This is a genomic window from Streptomyces sp. NPDC005181, assembly GCF_040608395.1.
GTDB lineage: Bacteria > Actinomycetota > Actinomycetes > Streptomycetales > Streptomycetaceae > Streptomyces.
Genome location: NZ_JBEXID010000005.1, coordinates 97046 through 117821, shown reverse-complemented (window position 1 = coordinate 117821; position 20776 = coordinate 97046). Strand labels below are relative to the sequence as shown.

General features: G+C 69.3%; 16 protein-coding genes and 1 pseudogene. 10 read left to right on the top strand and 7 right to left on the bottom strand.

Annotation, left to right across the window (positions count from 1 at the left end; translation table 11 throughout):
• Nucleotides 1-16 precede the first annotated feature (16 nt).
• A complete protein-coding gene (locus ABZV38_RS05610) occupies nucleotides 17-853 on the top strand; it encodes an undecaprenyl-diphosphate phosphatase (protein WP_356324853.1) in 837 nt (278 codons plus the stop codon).
• 113 nt (nucleotides 854-966) lie between these two features.
• Here ABZV38_RS05610 and ABZV38_RS05605 read toward each other — a convergent pair whose 3' ends face one another.
• Complete coding sequence (locus tag ABZV38_RS05605) at nucleotides 967-2349, bottom strand: nucleobase:cation symporter-2 family protein (protein ID WP_356324851.1); 1383 nt, start codon at nucleotides 2347-2349, stop codon at nucleotides 967-969.
• Between the two features lie 363 nt (nucleotides 2350-2712).
• Here ABZV38_RS05605 and ABZV38_RS05600 point away from each other — a divergent pair, with 363 nt between their 5' ends.
• Together ABZV38_RS05600 and ABZV38_RS05595 are read left to right on the top strand one after the other, a co-directional pair.
• The gene (locus ABZV38_RS05600) at nucleotides 2713-3942 is read left to right on the top strand and encodes an aromatic acid exporter family protein (RefSeq protein ID WP_356324849.1); all 1230 of its coding nucleotides are present in this window, start codon (nucleotides 2713-2715) and stop codon (nucleotides 3940-3942) included.
• 129 nt (nucleotides 3943-4071) lie between these two features.
• Nucleotides 4072-4431 (top strand): UBP-type zinc finger domain-containing protein, encoded by a 360-nt coding sequence (locus tag ABZV38_RS05595; RefSeq protein ID WP_356324847.1) that lies wholly within the window; start codon nucleotides 4072-4074, stop codon nucleotides 4429-4431.
• Between the two features lie 41 nt (nucleotides 4432-4472).
• Here ABZV38_RS05595 and ABZV38_RS05590 read toward each other — a convergent pair whose 3' ends face one another.
• Complete coding sequence (locus ABZV38_RS05590) at nucleotides 4473-5435, bottom strand: DUF5996 family protein (RefSeq protein ID WP_356324845.1); 963 nt, start codon at nucleotides 5433-5435, stop codon at nucleotides 4473-4475.
• Nucleotides 5436-5766: 331 nt separating this feature from the next.
• On the opposite strand from ABZV38_RS05590, the gene ABZV38_RS05585 reads away from it, so the two are divergent.
• Both ABZV38_RS05585 and ABZV38_RS05580 read left to right on the top strand, forming a co-directional pair.
• Nucleotides 5767-6213 carry a nitroreductase family deazaflavin-dependent oxidoreductase gene (locus tag ABZV38_RS05585; protein WP_356324844.1) on the top strand — a complete coding sequence of 149 codons (447 nt, stop codon included), beginning with the start codon at nucleotides 5767-5769 and terminating at the stop codon, nucleotides 6211-6213.
• A gap of 179 nt (nucleotides 6214-6392) precedes the next feature.
• Nucleotides 6393-7400 carry a PHP domain-containing protein gene (locus ABZV38_RS05580; protein WP_356324841.1) on the top strand — a complete coding sequence of 336 codons (1008 nt, stop codon included), beginning with the start codon at nucleotides 6393-6395 and terminating at the stop codon, nucleotides 7398-7400.
• Nucleotides 7401-7548: 148 nt separating this feature from the next.
• Here ABZV38_RS05580 and ABZV38_RS05575 read toward each other — a convergent pair.
• Nucleotides 7549-7850: pseudogene (locus tag ABZV38_RS05575) on the bottom strand (SAM-dependent methyltransferase); the annotation flags it as partial.
• Between the two features lie 247 nt (nucleotides 7851-8097).
• Here ABZV38_RS05575 and ABZV38_RS05570 point away from each other — a divergent pair.
• The 4 genes from ABZV38_RS05570 to ABZV38_RS05555 all read left to right on the top strand — a co-directional run bounded on the left by ABZV38_RS05570 (nucleotide 8098) and on the right by ABZV38_RS05555 (nucleotide 14197).
• Complete coding sequence (locus tag ABZV38_RS05570) at nucleotides 8098-8526, top strand: VOC family protein (protein ID WP_356324839.1); 429 nt, start codon at nucleotides 8098-8100, stop codon at nucleotides 8524-8526.
• A 367-nt stretch (nucleotides 8527-8893) separates the two neighbouring features.
• Complete coding sequence (nhaA, locus tag ABZV38_RS05565; RefSeq protein WP_356324837.1) at nucleotides 8894-10804, top strand: Na+/H+ antiporter NhaA; 1911 nt, start codon at nucleotides 8894-8896, stop codon at nucleotides 10802-10804.
• 302 nt (nucleotides 10805-11106) lie between these two features.
• Nucleotides 11107-12165: an NAD(+)/NADH kinase gene (locus ABZV38_RS05560; RefSeq protein WP_356324835.1), complete on the top strand. Its 1059-nt coding sequence runs from the start codon at nucleotides 11107-11109 to the stop codon at nucleotides 12163-12165.
• Between the two features lie 187 nt (nucleotides 12166-12352).
• Nucleotides 12353-14197, top strand: a complete 1845-nt coding sequence (locus ABZV38_RS05555; RefSeq protein ID WP_356324833.1) for a glycoside hydrolase family 15 protein — start codon at nucleotides 12353-12355, stop codon at nucleotides 14195-14197.
• A gap of 80 nt (nucleotides 14198-14277) precedes the next feature.
• Here the strand turns inward: ABZV38_RS05555 and ABZV38_RS05550 are convergent, their stop codons facing one another.
• Nucleotides 14278-17163: a SpoIIE family protein phosphatase gene (locus ABZV38_RS05550; RefSeq protein ID WP_356324831.1), complete on the bottom strand. Its 2886-nt coding sequence runs from the start codon at nucleotides 17161-17163 to the stop codon at nucleotides 14278-14280.
• Nucleotides 17164-17354: 191 nt separating this feature from the next.
• Entirely contained in the window at nucleotides 17355-17510 is a 156-nt protein-coding gene (locus ABZV38_RS05545; RefSeq protein WP_356324829.1) for a hypothetical protein, read from the bottom strand.
• A 127-nt stretch (nucleotides 17511-17637) separates the two neighbouring features.
• On the opposite strand from ABZV38_RS05545, the gene ABZV38_RS05540 reads away from it, so the two are divergent.
• Complete coding sequence (locus ABZV38_RS05540; RefSeq protein WP_356324827.1) at nucleotides 17638-18447, top strand: hypothetical protein; 810 nt, start codon at nucleotides 17638-17640, stop codon at nucleotides 18445-18447.
• Here ABZV38_RS05540 and ABZV38_RS05535 read toward each other — a convergent pair.
• The gene (locus ABZV38_RS05535) at nucleotides 18428-19798 is read right to left on the bottom strand and encodes a HAMP domain-containing sensor histidine kinase (protein ID WP_356324825.1); all 1371 of its coding nucleotides are present in this window, start codon (nucleotides 19796-19798) and stop codon (nucleotides 18428-18430) included. The two genes, ABZV38_RS05540 and ABZV38_RS05535, sit on opposite strands and share 20 nt — an antisense overlap.
• Nucleotides 19795-20457 (bottom strand): response regulator transcription factor, encoded by a 663-nt coding sequence (locus tag ABZV38_RS05530; protein ID WP_356324987.1) that lies wholly within the window; start codon nucleotides 20455-20457, stop codon nucleotides 19795-19797. Before ABZV38_RS05530 ends, ABZV38_RS05535 begins: the two co-directional genes overlap by 4 nt.
• Between the last annotated feature and the right edge of the window lie 319 nt (nucleotides 20458-20776).

Below are 20776 nucleotides of genomic sequence, written 5' to 3'. Positions count from 1 at the left end.
CGCAAGGACGGAACACTTGAGCGCCATCACCATCGGACAGGCCATCGTTCTCGGGATCGTGGAGGGGGTGACCGAGTTCCTGCCGATCTCCTCGACCGGACACCTGAAGATCACCGAAGGGCTGATGGGCATCCCGGTGGACGACAAGGCCGTCGTGGCCTTCACCGCCGTCATCCAGGTGGGTGCGATCGCCGCCGTCCTCGTCTACTTCTTCAGGGACATCGCCCGATTCCTCACCGCGTGGGTACGGGGCCTGGCCCACCGCGACCAACGGGACAACCACGACTACAAGTTCACCTGGTGGGTCATCTACGCCACGATCCCGATCGTGATCGTCGGACTCGCCGCGAAGCCGCTCATCGAAGGACCGCTCGCCTCGCTGTGGGTGGTGGCCGGATCGCTGATCGTCGGCAGCGGTGTGATGTGGGCGGCCGACCAGATGGGCCGGCACAGGCGCGGAGAGGAGGACACCACGTTCAAGGACGCGATGCTGGTCGGCTGCTCCCAGATCCTGGCGCTCCTCTTCCCCGGCTTCTCCCGCTCGGGCGCCACCATGTCCACCGGGCTCATCCTGGACCTCAACCGGGTCGCCGCGACGCGCCTTTCGTTCTTCCTCGGTATCCCGTCTCTGACCGGCGCCGGGCTGTACGAGCTGAAGGACGCGGTCGGCGGCGGGGTGGGCGCGGTCCCGCTCGCCGTGGGCACGGTGGTCTCCTTCCTCGTCGCGTACGCCTCGATCGCCTGGCTGCTGAAGTTCGTTGCCAAGCACTCGTTCAACGCGTTCGTCATCTACCGCGTCATCGTGGGCGTGTTGCTCTTCGCTCTGCTGGGCGCTGGTGTCCTCAACGCCTGACGGGCAGACCATGCACGGGATACGGCGAGGCCGCTGGGCCTCGCCGTATCGGCGTCGGCGGACCGCCGAGTCCCGTCACCGAGGGGGCGGCGGGGCTCGGCGCTCAGGGTTCGTCAGGCCGGGGCGGAGGTGGTCTCATCCGTGGCGGAAACCGGCTCGGCTGTCGCGGACCCGCCGCGGCCGGGGGTGTGGTTGAAGAGCAGGTTGAGCAGGAATGCGACGAGAGTGGCGCTCGTGATGGCGCTGCCGCCGATGATCTGGACCCAGGCCGGGAAGGCGTGATAGATCGACGGCGCGACGACGGGGAGCATGCCGATCCCGATGGAGACAGCGACGATCAGCAGGTTGTTGGTGCCCTCGAACTCCACTTTGCGCAGGGTGCTGATGCCCACGGCGGTCACGGTGGCGAACATGACCAGACCCGCCGCGCCGATCACCGGTCCGGGGAGCGAGACGACGATCTCGCCGAGCCTGGGGACCAGGCCCAGCAGGACCAGGATGCCTCCGGCGACGGCGGCGACGTAGCGGCTGCGGACCTTGGTCATGCCGACCAGCCCGACGTTCTGGGCGAACACGGTGTCCAGGAAGCCGTTCATGATGCCCCCGAGGATGCCGGAGACGCCGTCGGCGGCAAGTCCCCGGGCCAAGTCGCGCTTGGAGAGCGGGCGACCGGTCATCTCACCGACCGCGAGCATGTCGGCGGTGGACTCGGTGAACGTCACCAGCATCACGACGCACATGGAGATGACGGCGGCTGTCGGGAACTGCGGGGCGCCGAAGTGGAACGGCGAGGAGACGCCCAGCCAGTCGGCGTGCCCGACCGAGGAGAAGTCGGTCAGGCCCATCGGAACGGCGACGAGCGTGCCGCCGACCAGGCCCAGGAGTACGCCGATCTGCGCGAGGAAGCCGCGGGTGAAACGACTGACGGCGATGATGAGCAGGATGATGCCGCCGGCCAGGGCGAGGTGGCTGGGGGCGGCGTAATCCTTGGCGGTGGGGTCGAGACCGGCGATCAGGCCGGCGGCGACTCCGATGAGCGAGAGACCGATGACGGTGATGACCGAACCGCTGACGAGCGGCGGGAAGAACCGTACGGCGCGGGCGAAGGGCACGGCGACGATCAGGCCGAAGACGCCTGCCGCGATCATGGAGCCGTACACGGCCTGCATGCCGTACTCGCCCGCGATGAGGATCATCGGGGTCACCGCGGTGAAGGTGGCTCCGGCGACGACCGGCAGCCGTACGCCGAGGAGTTTGCCGATGCCGAGCGCCTGGATCAGCGTGATCAGGCCGGCCACCAGGAGGTCGGCGTTGATCAGCAGCCCGATGGTGGACGTGTCCAGCTTGGCGGCGGAGCCGAAGACAAGGGGGACGGTGACGCAGCCTGTGTACATGACCAGCACGTGCTGCAGACCGAGAACTCCGAGCCGGGTGGGCGGCAGCACCTGGTCGACGGGGTGGCGGGCGGGGGCGGACGGGGACGGTGGCTGTGACACGGATGCCTCCGGAATGGGGCGGGGGACGGGCGGGTGCGCGCGAGGAACGGGTGGGTGCGCGTGAGCGCGGACGGACAGCCGTGTTCGAGCGTGGGGGAGCGGTGACGCGGCAGCGGGTCAACTTTCTGTTGAATGTGTTTCCCGTACATTGCCGCATTCCTAAGGTGCGGTTGCGGCTGAGCCCGGTGCCCCGAGCCAGGTCGACGACCGGGATCGGCACATGTCCGGGTCGTACCGGCCGGTTCCGCCGCCGGTGCTCCGCGCGGCCGCGTGCGCCGGATCCGCCGGCCGATCTCGGCACAACGGCACCCGTCCGGTCGATGCGTGGGGCTGCAAGCGGTCGCGCAAGGGAAGGGGAGTGAGATGCCAGAACTCTCCGCACCTGTGGTCAAGCTCGTACGGCGAACCACCGAACCTGTCGCGGCGCAGACCCTGCGCTCGACGGCAGCGGCAGTCATCGCCTATGTCGTCGCGGTGTGGACCCTCCCTCAACCTGCTCCGCTGACAGCTCCGCTCACCGCACTCCTCGTCGTTCAGGTCACCCTGTACGCGACACTCACCACGGGCATCCGGCGCGTCAACTCCGTCGTCGTCGGGGTGCTCATCGCCATCGGATTCAGCGCCCTGGTGGGCCTGAGCTGGTGGAGCCTGGGACTGACGATCTTCAGTTCGCTGATCATCGGACGCATGGTGCGGGTCGACGAGTTCGTGCCCGAGGTGGCCATCAGCGCGATGCTGGTCCTCGGCGTGTCCCAGATCGCCTACACCGCGTGGGATCGCGTACTCGAGACCCTGATCGGTGCGGGCGTCGGCCTGTTGTTCAATCTGCTGTTCGCACCGCCCGTATGGGTGCAGACCGCTGGGGCGTCCATCGACGCGCTGGCACGGGAGATGGGAGGGATGTTCCGTGTCATCGGCGAGGAGATCGGCGGACACATCTCCGTCCCGCATGCGGCGGCCAGATTGCACGACGCCCGCCGACTGGACCACGACATCGTGGCTGTCGACGCCTCGCTGCGGCAGGCCGAGGAAAGCCTCATGCTCAACCCCCGGGTTCGCCAGGGACTCCTCTACCGGATCGTCCTGCGTACCGGACTTGACACGCTGGAGATCTGCGCAGTCGTGCTGCGCGTGCTGGCACGCACCCTGACGGACCTGGCCAAGGCCCGCACCGAGGAAACGCTGTTTCCCGAGGACGTGGCGCTCTCACTCCGAGAACTCTTCGCGCAGATGGCCGAAGCCATCGAAAGCTTCTCCACACTGATCACCACCCCGGTCTCCGCCAATGCAGAAGAGGCCGAGTCGCGGCTGTTCGCCGCACTGGCGTCCAGCCGCGCCGCCCGGGACGTGGTGGCCGATCTCCTGTTGGAGGACGTCCAGGAACATCCCAGGCAGTGGCAGCTCCACGGCGCCCTGCTCGCCGAGGTCGACCGCATTCTGGATGAGCTGGACATCGACAAGCGCGCTGAACGCCTCGGTGAGGAACTCGACCGCCACTCGGCTGAAATGCATGAACGGCATCCCCGCCTTGCCGCGCTCCGGCGGCGGCTGGTCGGCAGCCGCGAGACGCGGCTGTCGGCCTCGGAAAGGTGAGGAACGACCGACACAGGCGCACCCTCCCACCCGGCCTTACGATGCAGAAGAGGAAGCCGAAGGCCTTAGCGTGTCGAGCCCGGACCCTTGAGATCCGTGTGCTCACGCCTGATCGGAGAGGCATGTCCCATGGCACCTGACCAGATTCCAGGTATCGATCTCACCGCGGCTCCCAGTGGCACGGGATGCGCGGACTGTCTGGCGGGCGACGGTCCTGGGTGGTGGTTCCACCTGCGCCGCTGCGCCGCGTGCGGACACATCGGATGCTGCGATACCTCACCCGGGCAGCACGGCACGAAGCACGCACGCGACGAGGGACATCCGTTTCTGGCCAGCTTCGAGCCCGGCGAGAACTGGATGTGGAACATCGAGACCGAGGAGTACTACGAAGGGCCCGAGCTGCTCCCGCCCAGCTGCCACCCGCCGGCCCAGCCGACCCCGGGTCCGCAGGGCATGGTGCCGGCGGACTGGGAGCAGCAGTTGCACTGAGGTGGCTCGGATCAACTCCGCGTGGTCGTCACGCGTGATCTTCATTTGCGAGCAGCGGGAGCTGTGGAGCGGGAGCGCAGACGCGGGTCCGTCATCCCGCCGGGACACGCGAGCCGGTCGATGTCCCAGCCGGCGCGACCGGCCCCCGCCCGGTAGGCGCTTTCGTAGAAGTCGAGCACGGACGCACGCGGGTCGGTCCGGGTGCGCGCCGCGTCGTACAGCAGCACGGCCAGATGGCTGTCGCCACGAGCGACCCAGTGCGCCGCTTCGGGCCTGAGCGGCTCCTCGGCCAGCTGCGCCGGCTCGGGGGCGGTGTAGGAGTAGAAGGCGGGCTCGGCGAAGCTGTCGTCCCCGAACCAGAAGCCGAAGCTGACCACCTCCCGGGAGTATGCCTCCCGGGTCACGGGGTCGATCTGCTGCGGCTGGTCGATCTGACGCTCCGAGAAGCGGGTGTGGGCAATGTCGAAGGTGTGCCAGAAGTGGTGCACCGGACTGACTTTTCCCGAGAAGCGCGCCGCGAATTCCTCCAGCACGAGCGCCACCTGGCTGAGGACCTGCCAGTAGCGGGTGGCGTGTTCGGGGTCGTATGCGGCGTACTCGGTGTCCTCGGAGAACGGCCGGTCGGTGTCCGGCAGGTCGAACGGCCTGGGGGTCTCGATGTCCACCCGTACGCCCAGCGCGTCCAGCGCGTCCATGACGCTCCGGTGGAAGGACGCCACGGACTGGCCGGAAAGCGGGAAGGAGACCGTTTGGCCGTCCAGCCTCGCGACGATCAGCTGATGGCCGACGAAGTCGAAGTCGATCGTGAAGATGGGATTGCCGTCGATCTGCCCCATCGGACGGGTGGTGATACCGCGTCCGGTGAGGTGATACGGAACGTTCCACCAGTGGTTGCGCCGGACGCTGGCGGCGAGACGGACCTTCCCGACGACCTGCGCGAAGCGGTGCAGCGTTTCCTTGGTGTCGCGCCACTCGGCGAGCGGGATGGGAGGGAACAACTCCATCGCCCTCACTCCTCTCGTGCCACCCGGCGGTCCCGACGGGTGGCAGGACCATGCTGCCCATGATGACCATGCCGGACGCGCACGGCACCTCGCACGAACCCGCGGTCGGCGTTCGCCTCCGACCACAGCAGCCTGCAGCGGGGCATCGCTCCTGCCGGCGCAACGACGGAACCACCGTCCCACCCGCGTCCCGACGCGCGCGGAACCGGACTGCCGTCGTGACACGCGTACTCGCCCGGGTCCCGGGGCGGCGCGATGATGCAAGAGTTCTCGGTGCAGCGGGACACATCGATGTCCGTGCTGCCCGGATGTCGACGATGGGACAGATGCCATGCCTCTCAAGGGTGAGTACGAGCCGAGCCCCGAGCAGTGGGTCCGCGATCAGGTCGAACTGTTCGAGAGTTCGGGAGGGACGGACGGGACCATGATGCGGGGCATGCCGGTCATCATCCTGACCACGCGCGGAGCCAAGAGCGGCAAGATCCGCAAGACACCGCTGATGCGGGTCGAGCACCACGGCTCATACGCCGTGGTCGCCTCGCAGGGCGGCGCTCCCCGGCACCCCGTCTGGTATCACAACATCACCGCGGACCGTCGGGTGGGGTTGCAGGACGGCCCGGTCCGCCAGGACATGAACGCCCGTGAGGTCACCGGCGACGAGAAGCGCGTGTGGTGGGAACGCGCGATCGAGGCCTTCCCCGACTACGCCGACTACCAGAAGAAGACGGACCGGCAGATTCCTGTCTTCGTCCTCGAACCGGCAGCCGAGAGCCACTGACCACGGCCCGGGGGAGGCGTCGGCCCGGTTCGCGCCGCCGTCTCCTCCGGCGCGCCGCCCGGCGGTGTACGTCAGCGGCTGAGCGGGGGCGTACGAGATGCCGCCCGCCTCGTGGGTGTGCCAACGTGGAAGAGCCCGGTGCGCAGCCCCGCCGTGTCGTGGCGGGACGGGAGGTGCCGATGGATCCGGTCGACGCGCTGCGCCGGATCGCCTTCCTGCTGGAACGCGACCGGGCAGCCACGTACCGCGTACAGGCGTTCCGTACAGCCGCCGGTGCGGTCGGGGCGATGACGGGCGACGAGATCGCGGAACGCGTGGCGGCGGGGACGCTGGAGTCGGTCAGAGGCATCGGGCCGAAGACGGCACGGGTCGTACGGGAAGCGCTGGCCGGGGAAGTCCCCGGCTACCTCCGGCGGCTGGAGGAGGACGCCGCCGCCCCGCTCACCGAAGGCGGCAGCGCGCTGCGCGCCGTGCTGCGCGGCGACTGCCATCTGCACTCCGACTGGTCGGACGGTGGAAGCCCGATCGAGGAGATGGGCCGTACGGCCATGGAGCTGGGACATGAGTGGGCGGTCCTCACCGATCACTCTCCCCGGCTGACCGTGGCACATGGCCTGTCGCCCGAACGGTTGCGCCGCCAGCTGGCGGCCGTGGCCGAACTCAATGAGCGCTGGGCGCCGTTCCGGCTGCTCACCGGCATTGAGTGCGACATTCTCCCGGACGGCTCCCTCGACCAGGAGGAGCAACTGCTGGAACAGCTCGACGTGGTGGTCGTGTCCGTGCACTCCAAACTGCGGATGGATGCGCGGCCCATGACCCGCCGACTGGTCACCGCCGTCCGCCATCCGCAGGCGAACGTGCTGGGGCACTGCACGGGCCGTCTGACCACCGGCCGGGGGCGCCCGGAGTCGCAGTTCGACGCGGACGAAGTCTTCGCCGCGTGTGCCGAGTCCGGCACCGCCCTGGAGATCAACAGCCGACCCGAGCGGCTCGATCCGCCCCGGCGTCTGCTGCGTCGTGCCGTCGACGCCGGAGTGCTGTTCGCCATTGACAGCGACGCCCACGCGCCGGGACAGCTCGACTGGCAGATCTTCGGCTGCGCCCGGGCCGAGGAGTGCGGTGTGCCGGCGGAACGGGTCATCACCTCATGGCCGGCGGACGAACTGCTGGCCTGGTCAGGACGGTGAGCCCGGCCCGTCCGGGGGACACCGTGCCGCTCGGTCCGGCGGTCGTGCCCCACGGTGGTTGTCGGCGGTGCGGTGCAGCAGCAGGACATGGCCGTCGGGGTCGGTGATGCGGCACGGTTCCTCGCCGGTACATCACTCGACCGCGGACTCAGCTGCCTCCTGGACGTCGTGCGAGGAAGACGAACTCCCGGCCCGGACGGTCGGGCGCGTCACGAACGTCCTCCACCACGTATCCCTGCGCGACCAGCTCCGTCTCGACCTCCTGCCGCTCACGGAAACGCAACGTCGAATCCGAGGTCAGCACCTGCCCGTCCGCAGCGAACACAAAGGTCCAGCGGAACGTCACCAGTGGCCCGCTCACCTCGATCAACCGGACCCAGCTCTCGACCGCGCGGCTGCCCGGGATCTCGTCACCCTGTACGAGGCCGCACGGTTCCACTCCTTCCAGGCGTGGGTCGTAGATCGCCGCGAGCCGCGGATGCCTGAAGCTCTCGTCAGCCATGCGGCCGAAGATATGCGGAGCCAACTCCGAACGGCCACTCAGTTGTGCCGCTGCCCAGCAGTATTGAGGGGCACGGTCAACGATCTGACCTCGCGTTCGACGCTTCCGGGGCCGCACCTTTTCGGCGACGCCACCGCCGTGGCACGCGCCTGTTGCCTCCACCGCGCCAGACAGTGCTCACGGCACAGTGGAGGCATGAACGCAGACGACAGGAACATGCTGGCCCGGGGACGCGTGGCAACCAGGCTTCCAGCTCAGGACCTGGACCGGGCGCGGCGTTTCTACTCCGAGCAGCTCGGTCTGGAGCCTGCCGATGAACGGCCCGGTGGGCTGCTGTATCGGTGCGGAGGCGCGGAGTTCGTCCTGTTCCATTCGACAGGAACTTCTCCCGGCACCTTCACTCAGATGGCGTGGCAGGTCGACGACATCGAGACAGTCGTGTCGGACCTCAAACGGCGTGGCGTGGTGTTCGAAGACGTGGACGTACCTGGGTTGCGAACGAGGGGCGGGATCGCCGATATCGAAGGGAACTACCCGAGCAAGGGCGCACGGGGAGAACGCGGTGCCTGGTTCCGTGACAGCGAGGGGAACATGCTGGGCATCGGCGAGCCGGTCGACGGCTGACGTCGGCCGGGCGCTCATCATTGGAAGGGGACTGTTGCCGGCTCAGTCACAGCGCTCGTCCGCTCCCCTCACCATGGCGCCCAACGCCTCGCTGGACCACATCCGCAGCCTGTCCCGGGAGAAACCCGGAAGCTGAGGGGCCGCCCGGCCGCTCATGCGGTGCGTCACACCACGAGGGCTGCAGCAGAAACCCCTCACAACGGCCAACACGACGAGTTGAGTTATCGGTGGATGATCAGTCAGTGACGGCGACACAGCGTGAACCGGTCGGCGTGGACCGGTTGGCACATGAAGCGGTGGTGTGCCGTGCGGCCCGCTGGTGGGCCCTTGCACCGCACACCGGGCCGCGGCACGCGGTGATGGCCCTGTGACTCATGTTCCCTCCTCCCCTCCTCCCTTCCGGGAACAGAGCACAAGTGACCCGGGGAGCCGGACACCGCTGCGCGCGTTCCTCAGGACCGAGTCCGGCAGTGCCGCGGTGCTGCTGGCCGCCACGGTGGCGGCACTGGTGTGGGCGAACGCGGCTCCCGGGGCGTACACATCCTTCTGGGAGACGCACCTGTCGGTGACCCTGGGATCGGCAGGGGTATCGCTGGACCTGCGCGAGTGGGTGAACAGCGGGCTGATGACGTTCTTCTTCTTCGTCATCGGGCTGGAGGCGCGCCGGGAGTTCGACATGGGCGAGCTACGGGAGCGGCATCGGGTCATGCTGCCACTGGCCGCAGGGCTCGCCGGAATGATCGTCCCCGTCGGGATCTACCTCGCGTTCAACGGGGGCGGTGCCTCGGCCCACGGATGGGGGGCGGCCATGTCCACGGACACCGCATTCGCCCTGGGCATGCTGGCGATCCTGGGACGACGGTTCCCCGAGGTACTGCGCACGTTCATCCTCACGGTGACCGTGGTCGACGACCTGCTGGCCCTGGTGGTCATCGCCCTCGTCTACAGCGACGACATCACCGTGCCCGCCCTGCTGGCCGCCGTGACCCTGTTCGCCCTGGTTCTGCTGGTCTGGGCGACGGGCATGCGCCACGGACTGATGTTCCTGCTGATGGGCGCCGCGACCTGGGTCGCCCTGCTCAAGTCCGGTGTCGATCCGGTGGTCGTGGGTCTGGCCATGGGACTGCTGACTTATGCCTACCCGGCGGCGCGCAGCGACCTGGAGCGCGCGAGCGATCTGTTCATCTCATTCCGGGAGCAGCCCACACCTGAGTTGGAGCGTTCGCTACGCCAGGGACTGGCATCGGCGCTGTCGCCCAACGAGCGGCTGCAACGGCTGTACCACCCGTGGACGAGTTTTGTGATCGTGCCGCTGTTCGCCCTCGCCAATGCCGGCATCACCATCGACGCAGCGTTGCTGTCGCGGGCGGCAACGTCCCCGGTCACCCTGGGCATCCTGTTCGGCTACCTGGTCGGCAAGCCGGTGGCCATTACCGGTGCCTCCTGGCTGCTCGCCCGGCTGAGCCGCAATCGGCTGAGGCCTCCGGTCGGCTGGGGTGCCCTCGCCGGGGGCGGCACGATCGCCGGGGTCGGGTTCACCGTCGCCCTGCTGATCTCCACGCTCGCCTTCGACGGAGACCGGCTCGAAGAGGCGAAGATGGGCATCCTGGCCGCGGTGGTCTGCTCCTTCCTCGCAACCTGTGCCGTGGCAATGGTGATCAGGGTCCTGCCGCCGCAGCGGCGTGCACGGGTACTGCTCGGCACGGCCGAGAGGGTGATCGATCTCGCGGTCCCGGTCGACCCCGATCGTGACCACGTCCGGGGCCCGATGATTGCCCCGGTGACACTGGTCGAGTACGCCGATTTCGAATGCCCCTACTGCGGCCAGGCCGAATCCGTGGTCCGTGATCTTCTCGCCGACTTCGGCGATCTGCGCTATGTATGGCGGCATCTGCCGCTCACCGATGTCCATCCCAGCGCGCAACTCGCCGCGGAGGCGGCCGAGGCGGCAGCGGATCAGGGGGCCTTCTGGCAGATGCACGACCGCCTCCTGGAGCACCAAGGTGCGCTCCGGCCGCCCGACCTGATGCGTTACGCGGACGAACTGGGCTTGGACACCGAGCGCTTCCATCGCAGTCTGCGCACCCACGCGGGGGCCGGCCGGATCGCCAAGAACAGGGAGTCCGCCGATCTGAGCGGGGTGTCAGGAACTCCCACCTTCTTCATCAACGGCCTGCTGCACCGCGGCGCCTACGACATCGACGCATTGTCCGCCGCAGTGCGAACAGCCCGGGCTCGCGCAGGACTGCGCGGTAATTCCGCCGGACGGAGTTGGTGACAGTACGGCGTTCCCTAGGCACTTGGGCGTGAAAAAGGCCTCGTGGCAGCACCTAAGGGCTGTCCCGCAATCCGTGGCGGGCGCGCGACGACAGCTACGGCACCTCGCCGCGTTGTCGGAACGCCCGAATACGCCCAGTATGAGGACGCTCCTCCGCCTTGCGATGCACCGCATCTGACGCCGCGCGCTGATCCACCAGGGATTACGGGACAGCCCTTGGCACGTGCGGTCGGTCCGGTGAGCCACCGGGTAGGTCTGTTGCGATCTGCGCGGCCGGCCGGGGCGGTCTACGGTGGGAGGTGATGCCTCTCAATCGGCTGGGTCTGGTTGTCCACCAAGGCCGGCCCGCCGCCGTCGCGGCGGCGCGGACTGCCCGGCTGTGGTGCGCCGCGCGCGGCATTGCCTGCACCGATATCGACGTGTGGCGGCACGGGGAGCCGCGGCACGGAGGCCAGGCGGAGGCCGAGGCAGCGGGTCATCCGGGGTTGATCATCACGTTCGGCGGTGACGGCACGTTTCTCCGCGGGGCGCGGATCGCCGCCAAGGACGGGGCGTCGGTGCTGGGCGTGAACGTGGGCCGGGTCGGTTTCCTGACCGAGATCACCACCGACCAGGTGGAGGAGGCTCTGGACGTTCTCCACCGGGATCAGGCGGTGATCGAGGAGCGGATGGTGCTCACGCTGCGCGCGTCGCGCCCGCTTCGGACACCGGTCGGCCTGGACACGGTGCTGTGTTACGGGCGTGGCCCCGCGCTGCCTGCGCCGGCCGTGCGTCCCGCCGGGGCGGAGGCGGTCGGCTGGGGTGTCGCCCTGGACGTCACCGCCGTCAATGACGTGGTCCTGGAGAAGCTCGCCCGGGACCGGCAGGCGAGCGTGGCTGTGTACCTGGCCGGCCAGCTGCTCGCCTCCTACTCGGCCGACGCGGTGATCGTGGCTACCCCCACTGGCTCGACCGCTTACAACTTCGCCGCGGGAGGGCCGGTTCTGGACCCTGCCGCCGACGCCATCGTTTTCACCCCGGTCGCTCCGCACATGGCCTTCGGCCGCACGGTGGTGGCCGCCGCCGACGAAGCGGTCGCGATACGCGTGCTGCCGCATTCCGGCCGGGTGGCCGTGAGCATCGACGGGCAGACGCGCGGAGTGCTGGACCCGGGCGACTGGGTTGCGGCCTACCGGGCGCCGTACCGGCTGCGCCTGGCCCGTATGGCGCCGCTGGAGTTCTACCACCGGCTGCGCGAGCGTTTCCAGCTGGCCGACGCCCCCGCGGCAGCCGTCGACCAGACCCCACTTTTCCACCGGCCCGACACCCCACCACCCGACGATCTGGCCCACCTGCGCCGGGCTACACCGCCTGTCGCGTAAACGCACGGCTGAGGATTCCGCAGGTCTCTGTGAGGCCGATGAACCCGCCGTCTTGTTACTGCGCGGCACCCGACGGTGGTCGCAGCTGAGGAAACAGAGCCAAGTCCTACTGTGTGGCGATTTAGACTCGTATCAAGGTTGTTTTCGGCTTCACGGCGATGGTGCCGCGGTGGCAGGGAGGCCTGGGATGGCGTTCGAGAGTGCGGGCTACGGTGGACACGGGCAGGGGGCGGGCTCGTCGCGCTATCTGCCGATTGCCGAACACGGCCTGATTGGCGACCTTCGCACCGTCGCGCTCGTGGGCACCGACGGCACGATCGACTGGTACTGCTGCCCGCGATTCGACGCGCCCAGCGTGTTCGGCTCCATCCTGGACGCGGACCGGGGCGGATCGTTCGAGCTGTCTGCCGACGTGCCTGCGCGGACTCGGCAGTTCTACTTTCCCGACACCAATGTGCTGATCACGCGGTTCTTCGCCGCGGACGGGGTCGGCGAGATCCAGGACTTCATGCCCATCGGTGACGAATCAGGCGAGGCCCACCGGCACCGGCTGATCAGACGCCTGCTGTGCGTCCGGGGCTCGCTTCCGTTCACCGCGCGAGTGGCTCCCCGCTTCGGTTACGGGACCGAGCCGCACACCGCGCGCCTGGAGGGCGACAGGGCGCACTTCGAATCCAAGAACCTGTCCCTGGCGCTGACGGCCACCGTCCCGCTCGAATGCGACGGCACGGATGCCTGGTCACACTTCAAGTTGCTGGAAGGCGAGTCCGCGGTCTTCGCCCTCGACCGGATCGGGGGAGAGGTCGCTCCGCGGGGGTGTGCCAGGCGTGAGGCGGAGGAGGAGTTCCAGGCTACGGTCCGCTTCTGGCGGCACTGGCTGAGCGCATCGCGCTATCACGGACGGTGGCGGGAGATGGTGCACCGCTCCGCGCTGACCCTGAAGCTGCTCGTCTACGAGCCGACCGGAGCGATCGTGGCTGCGCCGACGATGAGCCTGCCCGAACAGATCGGATGCGAGCGCAACTGGGACTACCGGTACACATGGGTCAGGGACGCCGCCTTCTGTATCTACGCCATGCTCAGGCTGGGCTTCACATCGGAGGCCGAAGCGTTCATGGGCTTCCTGTCCTCCTGCATCATGTGCGAGGACGATGCCACCGGGCCGCTGCAGATCATGTACGGCATCGACGGACGCCGCGAGCTGCCCGAGCGCGAACTGACGCATTTCGAGGGGTACATGGGGTCGTCCCCGGTGCGGGTGGGAAATGCCGCCGCGACCCAGCTCCAGCTGGACATCTACGGAGCGCTCATCGACTCCATCTACCTGTACGACAAGTGGGGGCAGCCCATCAGCAGCCACCGCTGGGACGAGGTCGGCACCGTGGTGGACTGGGTCTGCGACCACTGGGACCAGCCGGACGAAGGCGTCTGGGAGATCCGCGGGGGACGACGGGACTTCTTGTACTCGCGCCTGATGTGCTGGGTGGCGATCGAGCGGGCCATGCGCATGGCGACCCGGCGTGGCTTGCCTGCCGACCTTGTCCGGTGGGGGCGGAGCCGTGACGCGATCTACCGGCAGATCATGAGCCGGGGCTGGTCGGCCGAGGTCGGCGCCTTCGTCCAGCAGCTGGACGGCGATGTCCTGGACGCCTCCGTGCTGATGATGCCCCTGGTCAAATTCGTCTCCCCGGTCGACCCGAAGTGGCTCTCCACGCTGGACGCCCTTGGCGCCAACCTGGTCTCCGACTCGCTCGTCCACCGCTACGACGCGGGAGCCAGCCCGGATGGCCTCCTGGGCACGGAGGGCACTTTTTCGATCTGCTCGTTCTGGTACATCGAAGCCCTCACCCGAGCCGGCCGCCTGGAGGAGGCCCGCCTGGCCTTCGAAAAAATGCTCACCTACTCCAACCATCTCGGCCTGTATGCAGAGGAAATCGGACCGACGGGAGAACAACTCGGCAACTTCCCGCAGGCCTTCACCCACCTTTCCCTCATCAGCGCCGCATTCAACCTCGACCGCGTCCTCGGTTGAACCCCGATCAGGCCGTGGTCGGCGTCGATCCCGATGGCGGGGGTGTTATGGGGCCGCCGGCCCCGCGGACTGTCGGCCGGTCATTCGGGGGACACGACGGCATGCGTGCCGAGCCCCTGCAGGAGCGGATCCGGGATGTCGGATCCGTGCATCGGCTGCGCGGTCCAGATGCACTTGCCGGTCGCGGTGTAGCGAGTGCCCCACCGCTGGGAGAGCGCGGCGACGAGCTGCAGTCCCCGGCCTCCCTCGTCCGTCTCGGACGCGTGGCGGACCCTGGGCATGGTCAGACTGCCGTCGGTGACCTCGCAGACCAGGTCGGCGCCCCGCAGCAGCCGAAGTTGCATCGGTCCCCGCCCGTGGCGCACGACATTCCCGACCAGCTCGCTGGCCAGCAGCTCCGTGGTCGTCGCCATGTCGTCCAGCCCCCACGTGGACAGCTGCTCCCGGACGTGCTCGCGGGCCAGACCCGCTGCCCGGGGGTCCTCCGGGAGTGGCCAGGAGGCCATCTGGTCGGCGCTGAGCGCGTGCACACGGGCGACCAGGAGAGCGGCGTCGTCACTGGTGCGCTGTCCGGCGGGGAGCAGGCCGACGACGAGGGTTTCGCAGAGCCGGTCCAGGTCTTCGCTGCCCCCGGTGCGCAGGAGCTGTGCCAGCTCGGTCATGCCCTGGTCGATCTCGCGCTCGGACGATTCGACCAGGCCGTCGGTGTACAGCACGAGGAGGCTTCCCTGGGGCATCGTCAGCTCCACCGTCTCGAACGGCGGCTCTGCCACGCCCAGGGGCGGATCCGGGACTGGATGCGGGAAGTGCACGGTGCCGTCGGGGTGGACCACTGCCGGCGGTGGGTGGCCGGCGCGCGTGAGGGAGCACGTCCGGGTGGTGGAGTCGTACAGCGCGTAGAGGCAGGTGGCGTACGAGTCCTCCCCGAGGTCGCTGACGATGTCGTTGAGGTGGCTCATGATCTCGTCGGGTGGCAGCTCGAAGCCGGCCAGGGTGTGGACGGCCGTGCGCAGCCGTCCCATGGTGACGGCCTCGGAGAGGCCGTGGCCCATCACGTCGCCGATGACGAGCGCGACCCGTCCGGCGGAGAGCGGGATGACGTCGTACCAGTCGCCGCCGACGTCCATGCCCTGTCCGGCGGGGAGGTAACGGGCAGCGGTGGTGCACGCGGGCAGGTCGGGCAGTTTCTGGGGAAGCAAGGCGTGCTGCAGCTCCTGGGACCGGGTGTGCTCGGCGTCGTACAGCCGCGCGCGTTCCAGGGCGTGCGCGACCAGCGCGCTGATGGCGGTCAGCAGGGTGCGCTCTTCATCGGCCAGGCGGCGCGGCTGGTCGAACGCGATCACACAGATGCCGAAGGTGTGCCCGGAGGCGGCCAGCGGCAGGAACGCCCAGGACTGCTTGCCGATCTCCTGCGGATTGTCGGCCAGGGCGGGATAGCGTGCCGCATACTCCTGGGCCGAGGAGACGAACAGCGGCCCCTGAGTGGAGATGGCGTCCCAGACGGGGTCTGCCGCAATGCGTGAGCGGCCGTCGATGCGTTCGAGGAAGGCGCGGGGATAGCCGACGGCTCCGACGTTGTGGGCCTGGTTGCCCTCGACGGCTTGCACGAGCAGCCCGGTGGCGCGAAACGGCGGCAGCACCCGCTGGGCTACCGCGTCCACCACGTCCCGTGAGGTCGTCGCCGTGGCGAGTGCCGCGGTGAGCTCCGTGATCCTGGAGGCGCGCTCGGCGGCGGCCCCGTCGGCGGCGGCCCGTTCGGCCTCGTGCCTGCGCATCTCGGTGACGTCGGTGAAGTACAGGGTGACCCCATCGGGCACCGGGACGAGTCGCAGGTGGTAGCAGCGTTCGGTTTCCGCCATCTGCACGTCGAAGCTTGCGGGCGTGACCGCGGCGGCGGCCTGGCGGCACCGGGCCTCCATGTCGGTGACCTGTTGAACGGCGGGCAGTGTCCACAGCACGCGGCCGAACAGCTCCTCCTCGGAGGAGCCCAGCATGCGCTCCGCCTCCAGATTGACGAAGGTGATCCGCCAGTCGTCGTCCGCCGAGAGGAAGCCGTCGCTCATATGGTGCAGGGCGTGGCTGAGTGCGTCACGGGCGGACCGGGACTCGTTGCTGTCCCACGCCGTCCCGATCATCCGGTAGGGCTCGCCCGTGTCATCGAGCACCACCCTTGCGCGCGCCTGGGTCCAGCCGTAACTGCCGTCGAGGCGTCGTACTCGGTATTCGGCATTGAACACGCTGCGGTTGCGAATGGCCTTCTCGACGGCGGCGAGCGTCCACGGCACGTCGTCGGGGTGGACCACCTTCATCCAGCTCTCGACCTGGGGCGTGAAGTCTTCAGGCGCGGTGCCGTAGACGGCCATGGCGGCATCGTCCCAGGCCAGTGCGCCGGTGCGGATGTTCCAGTCCCAGGTGCCCACCTGTACGGCCTTGAGCGCCTGCCGCAGGAATGTGCCGCTCGGCTCCTCCGGGGCGGGGCGAGTGGGTGGCGAGGCCTGGACCACCCGCTCCTCTGCCCAGGCGGCCACTGCTGCGAGGAACTCCCACTGCTTCCTCGTGGGCTCTCCCGTGGCACCTGTCACGACGGTGAGGGCGCCGACCGGCCGCTCCGCCCGTTCGGCCCCGAACACCGGTACGGCCGCCAGACCCGTACCGGGCCAACCGTCGGACGACGCGGGCGGGGCCGTGCCTGAGGGGGCGTGCAGCATCCAGACGGCGGTGCCTTGGCGCACGGCGCGAGCCGGGGCCGCGGTGTCCTCCTGGTCGATGATCTCCCACGGTCGGACGAGGTCCGGAGGCAGTCCGGCCACTGACACCAGACGCAGGGCCGACATGGGACCACGCAGGTGCACTGTCCCGCCCAGGCCGCTCAGCTCGGCGACGGCGTGCTGAAGCGCGAGCCGCAACACCTCGCCCTGCGTGGCGCCCCGTTCCACGCTGTCAAGCAGGGCCAACCGAGCATTCATGAATCAACTGTATATTTCGGGCGCGAAGTCGGTAGGGAGTGGCGCTACGCAGTGGCTTGCCGCCGGTGAGGCGATCGGCCACTGGATGGACGGCTCCCACTGTCCCCGCGCCCGCAACCGCCGGTCTGCCGCGCATCCGGGCGCCATCGCGACGACTTCGGTCACACGTGCATGCTGTCGCCGCCTCGGCTTCAGCTTTCGTCATCCTCCGCTCGGCGCTCGCCCTCAGCCTGGGACGGCTGGGTGCGTGTCGTGGCGGGATGCCGCTCCTCGGCCGGATTCATATCCTCTTCCAGCCTCTCGCCCTCGGCCTGCGACGGAGTCGGGTACTCGTCGGTGGGGCGCATGGCTTCCTCCATACTCGGAATGAATGCATACAAATCGATCCTAACGCCGCGGGTGACGGGCACCATCCGCCGGCCGTGGAAAAGCAGTCAGGATGTGTTCAGGTCCGCCGTGCCAGCCTCACCGTTCATGACGAATGAAACAGCTGCGTATCCGGCACGCGCCGGGGCGCGGCAGATGCTGAACAAGGTCCCCGAAGTCACGGTGTACTTCTGGGTGATCAAGGTGCTGTGCACGACGGTGGGCGAGACCGCGGCCGATCTCCTGAACGACAACCTCGGTCTGGGCCTGACGAACACCTCGCTGGTCATGGCCGTGCTGCTGATCGGCACGCTCTGGTTCCAGTTCCGGGCCGAGAAGTACGTTCCCGCGCTCTACTGGCTTGCCGTGGTGCTGATCAGTGTGGTCGGCACGCTGGTGAGCGACAATCTCACGGACAACTTCGGGGTAGCGCTGGAGACGACGACGGCCATCTTCGCCGTGCTGCTCGTCGCGGTCTTCGCCGCCTGGTACGGGAGCGAGCGGACGCTCTCCATCCACTCCATTCACACGGTCCGCCGCGAGGCGTTCTACTGGGCGGCAATTCTTGTCACGTTCGCTCTCGGCACCTCGGCGGGTGACCTCACGGCCGAGCGGATGGACCTGGGGTACTGGGTGTCCGCGGTGCTGTTCGCTGTGCTCATCGCCGCTGTGGCCGCCGCCCACTACGGGCTCGGCCTCGCCGCCGTCCCGGCGTTCTGGATCGCGTACGTCCTCACCCGCCCGCTGGGCGCCTCGTTCGGCGACTATCTCTCCCAGGCACGCGGTGACGGTGGTCTCGGCCTCGGTACGGTCGGCACCAGCGCGATCTTCCTCGTCCTGATTCTGGCCCTGGTCAGCTATCTGACGGTGACCCGGCGGGACGCGGCCACCGCTTCGGTCAGCCTGCCGGAAGGCTGAGCACGAACCGCGCCCCCGCGGCGGCCGGGTCCCACTCGATGTCGCCGCCGGACGCGCGGGCCAGCCGCCGCGCCAGGGCGAGCCCGAGACCGGCCCCGTCATGACCGTCGTCAGGGTCGGCCCGGCGGCCCGGCTCGAAGACGGCCGGGCCGGTCTCCGCGGGCACACCCGGGCCGTCGTCGGTGACGGCGAGCTCCACACCGGACCGGGTCTGTGCGTACGTCAGGGTGACAGTGGTGGCGGCATAGCGGCGGGCGTTGTCGAGCAGCGGCGTGAGCATGCGTTCCACGAGCGCGGGGGAGACACCTGCGGTGACGGCGGCCCCGCCCCGTACGGACAGCGGCGGGGCGTCGGGGTGCTGTTGCCCGTACTGCTCGGCCAAGTGATCGGCCATTGCGGGCAGTCGGCAGCGGCCGGGGGACCGCCCGGTGCGGGCGCGGGCCTCGGACAGCAGGGTGTCGCAGATGTGCCGCATCGTGGTGGCGGCGGCAGCGATCGCCTGGTGGGAGGCGTGCTGCCCGGCTGCGTCCCGTGGCCGGGCGGTGAGCCAGTCGGTCTCGGCGACAATGCGGGCCAGCGGGGTGCGCAGCTCGTGCGAGAGCTCGGCGGTCTGCAGCTGTTCATGGCGCAGTACGGCGGCCAGCCGGTCCAGGAGTTCGTCGAGGCTGGTGGCGAGCGAGGCGAGCTCGTCCGGCCGGTGGCCGGTGCCGAAGCGTTCGGCGGCGCCCGGTTCACTCCAGTGGGCCGCCCGGGTGCTCATCTCGGCGACCGGGCGCAGGGCCCGCCCGACGATGGTGCGGGTGAGCAGGTACACCCCGGTTAGGAGCAGCAGCCCGAGGACCGCCGAACCGGCGAGGGCCGCGCGGGCGGTGCTGCGGTACGGGTCGAGGGAGACGGCGACGACGACGGTGCCGGTCTGGCGGCGGCCGGCGCGCACCGGCAGGGCGTACAGACGGGAGGCATTCCTCCCGCCGGCCTCCTGGTATCTGCTGCCCCGGCCGATGAGCCCGTCCGCCTGCCGCTGGAGGGCGGCGGGCGCGCTCGGCCGCTCGACGGCCGTGGTGCCGCGGTAGACCCATGTGCCGACATCCAGTGCACGGTCGTCGGCCGGCTCGTGGACGACGATCGTGCCGTCCGGGCGTGCCTCGACGGTGGCGGCCACCGCCGCGGCACGGGTCTGCAACAGGTCGGCAGCCTGGCTGTTCAGCCGTCCGGCGAGGACGATGTTGAACGCGACGGTGAGCGCGGCGACCCAGGCCGTGGCGGAGGCCAGGGCGAGCAGGGCGAGGCGGCCCCGCAGCGTGCGGGGCAGCGTGGTGCGGAGCCGTCCGATGACGCGGAGCCGCCTCATATCAGGCGGTACCCGACGCCTCGCACCGTACTGATCGCCTGTCGGCTGTCCGCCTCGCGCAGCTTCCGGCGCAGCCGGGTCAGGTACTGGTCGAGCGTGTTGTCGCTGACCTGAGCCCCGTCGGGCCAGGCCGCGCGCAGCAGTTCCCGTCTGCGCACGGTGGTTCCGGGCACCGTCATCAGCGCCGCCAGCAGGCGGAACTCGGTGGGGGTGAGCGCCACCGGCTTGCCGTGCACGTCCAGGAGGTGGCGTACGGGATCGAGCCGGAGCCCCGCCAGCTCGACCACGGGGTCCGGCCCGGTGCGGCGCAGCGCCGCGCGGATCCGGGCGGCGAGTTCGGCAAGGTGAAAGGGCTTGGCGAGGTAGTCGTCGCCGCCCGCGGAGAAGCCCGAGAGCCGGTCGGTGAGCGTGTCGTGCGCAGTGAGGAAGACCACCGGGGCCCTCAGCCCCGTAGCGCGCATGGCCTGGCACACGTCCCGGCCGTCCGAGTCGGGCAGTCCGATGTCGAGGACGACGGCATCCACCCGGTCGTCGAGGGTGCGCAGGGCGCCGGCTCCACTGGCGGCGGTCACGACGGAGAAGTTCTCCTCGCGCAATCCGCGGGCCAGCACGTTGCGCAGTCCATGGTCGTCCTCGACGACCAGGACGCAGCGTTGCACAAGGTCCGTCACTGCAGTCGAGTCCTTCCCACGGGGCCGCAGTCCGGCGGCATCACCATCGTCTACAGGACTGTAGACGAAGCGGCTGGCCTCATGTTCCGCAGTGACCATCGGGCTGCAGCCGGTAGCCGTGTCCGCGCAGTGTGGTGATCTGCGGCAGCTGCACGCGGCGCCGGCGCCGCCGCAGCGTCGGCGGCCACGTGACGGCTGCGCAGCGGGGCCATCGTTACGTCCAAGGTCGTGGCGGCGCTGAACCGGTGCGGCGCAGATTGCGTTCCCGACACTCCCGCGTCCCAGGGAGGACGGGTGTCGGGGGGCG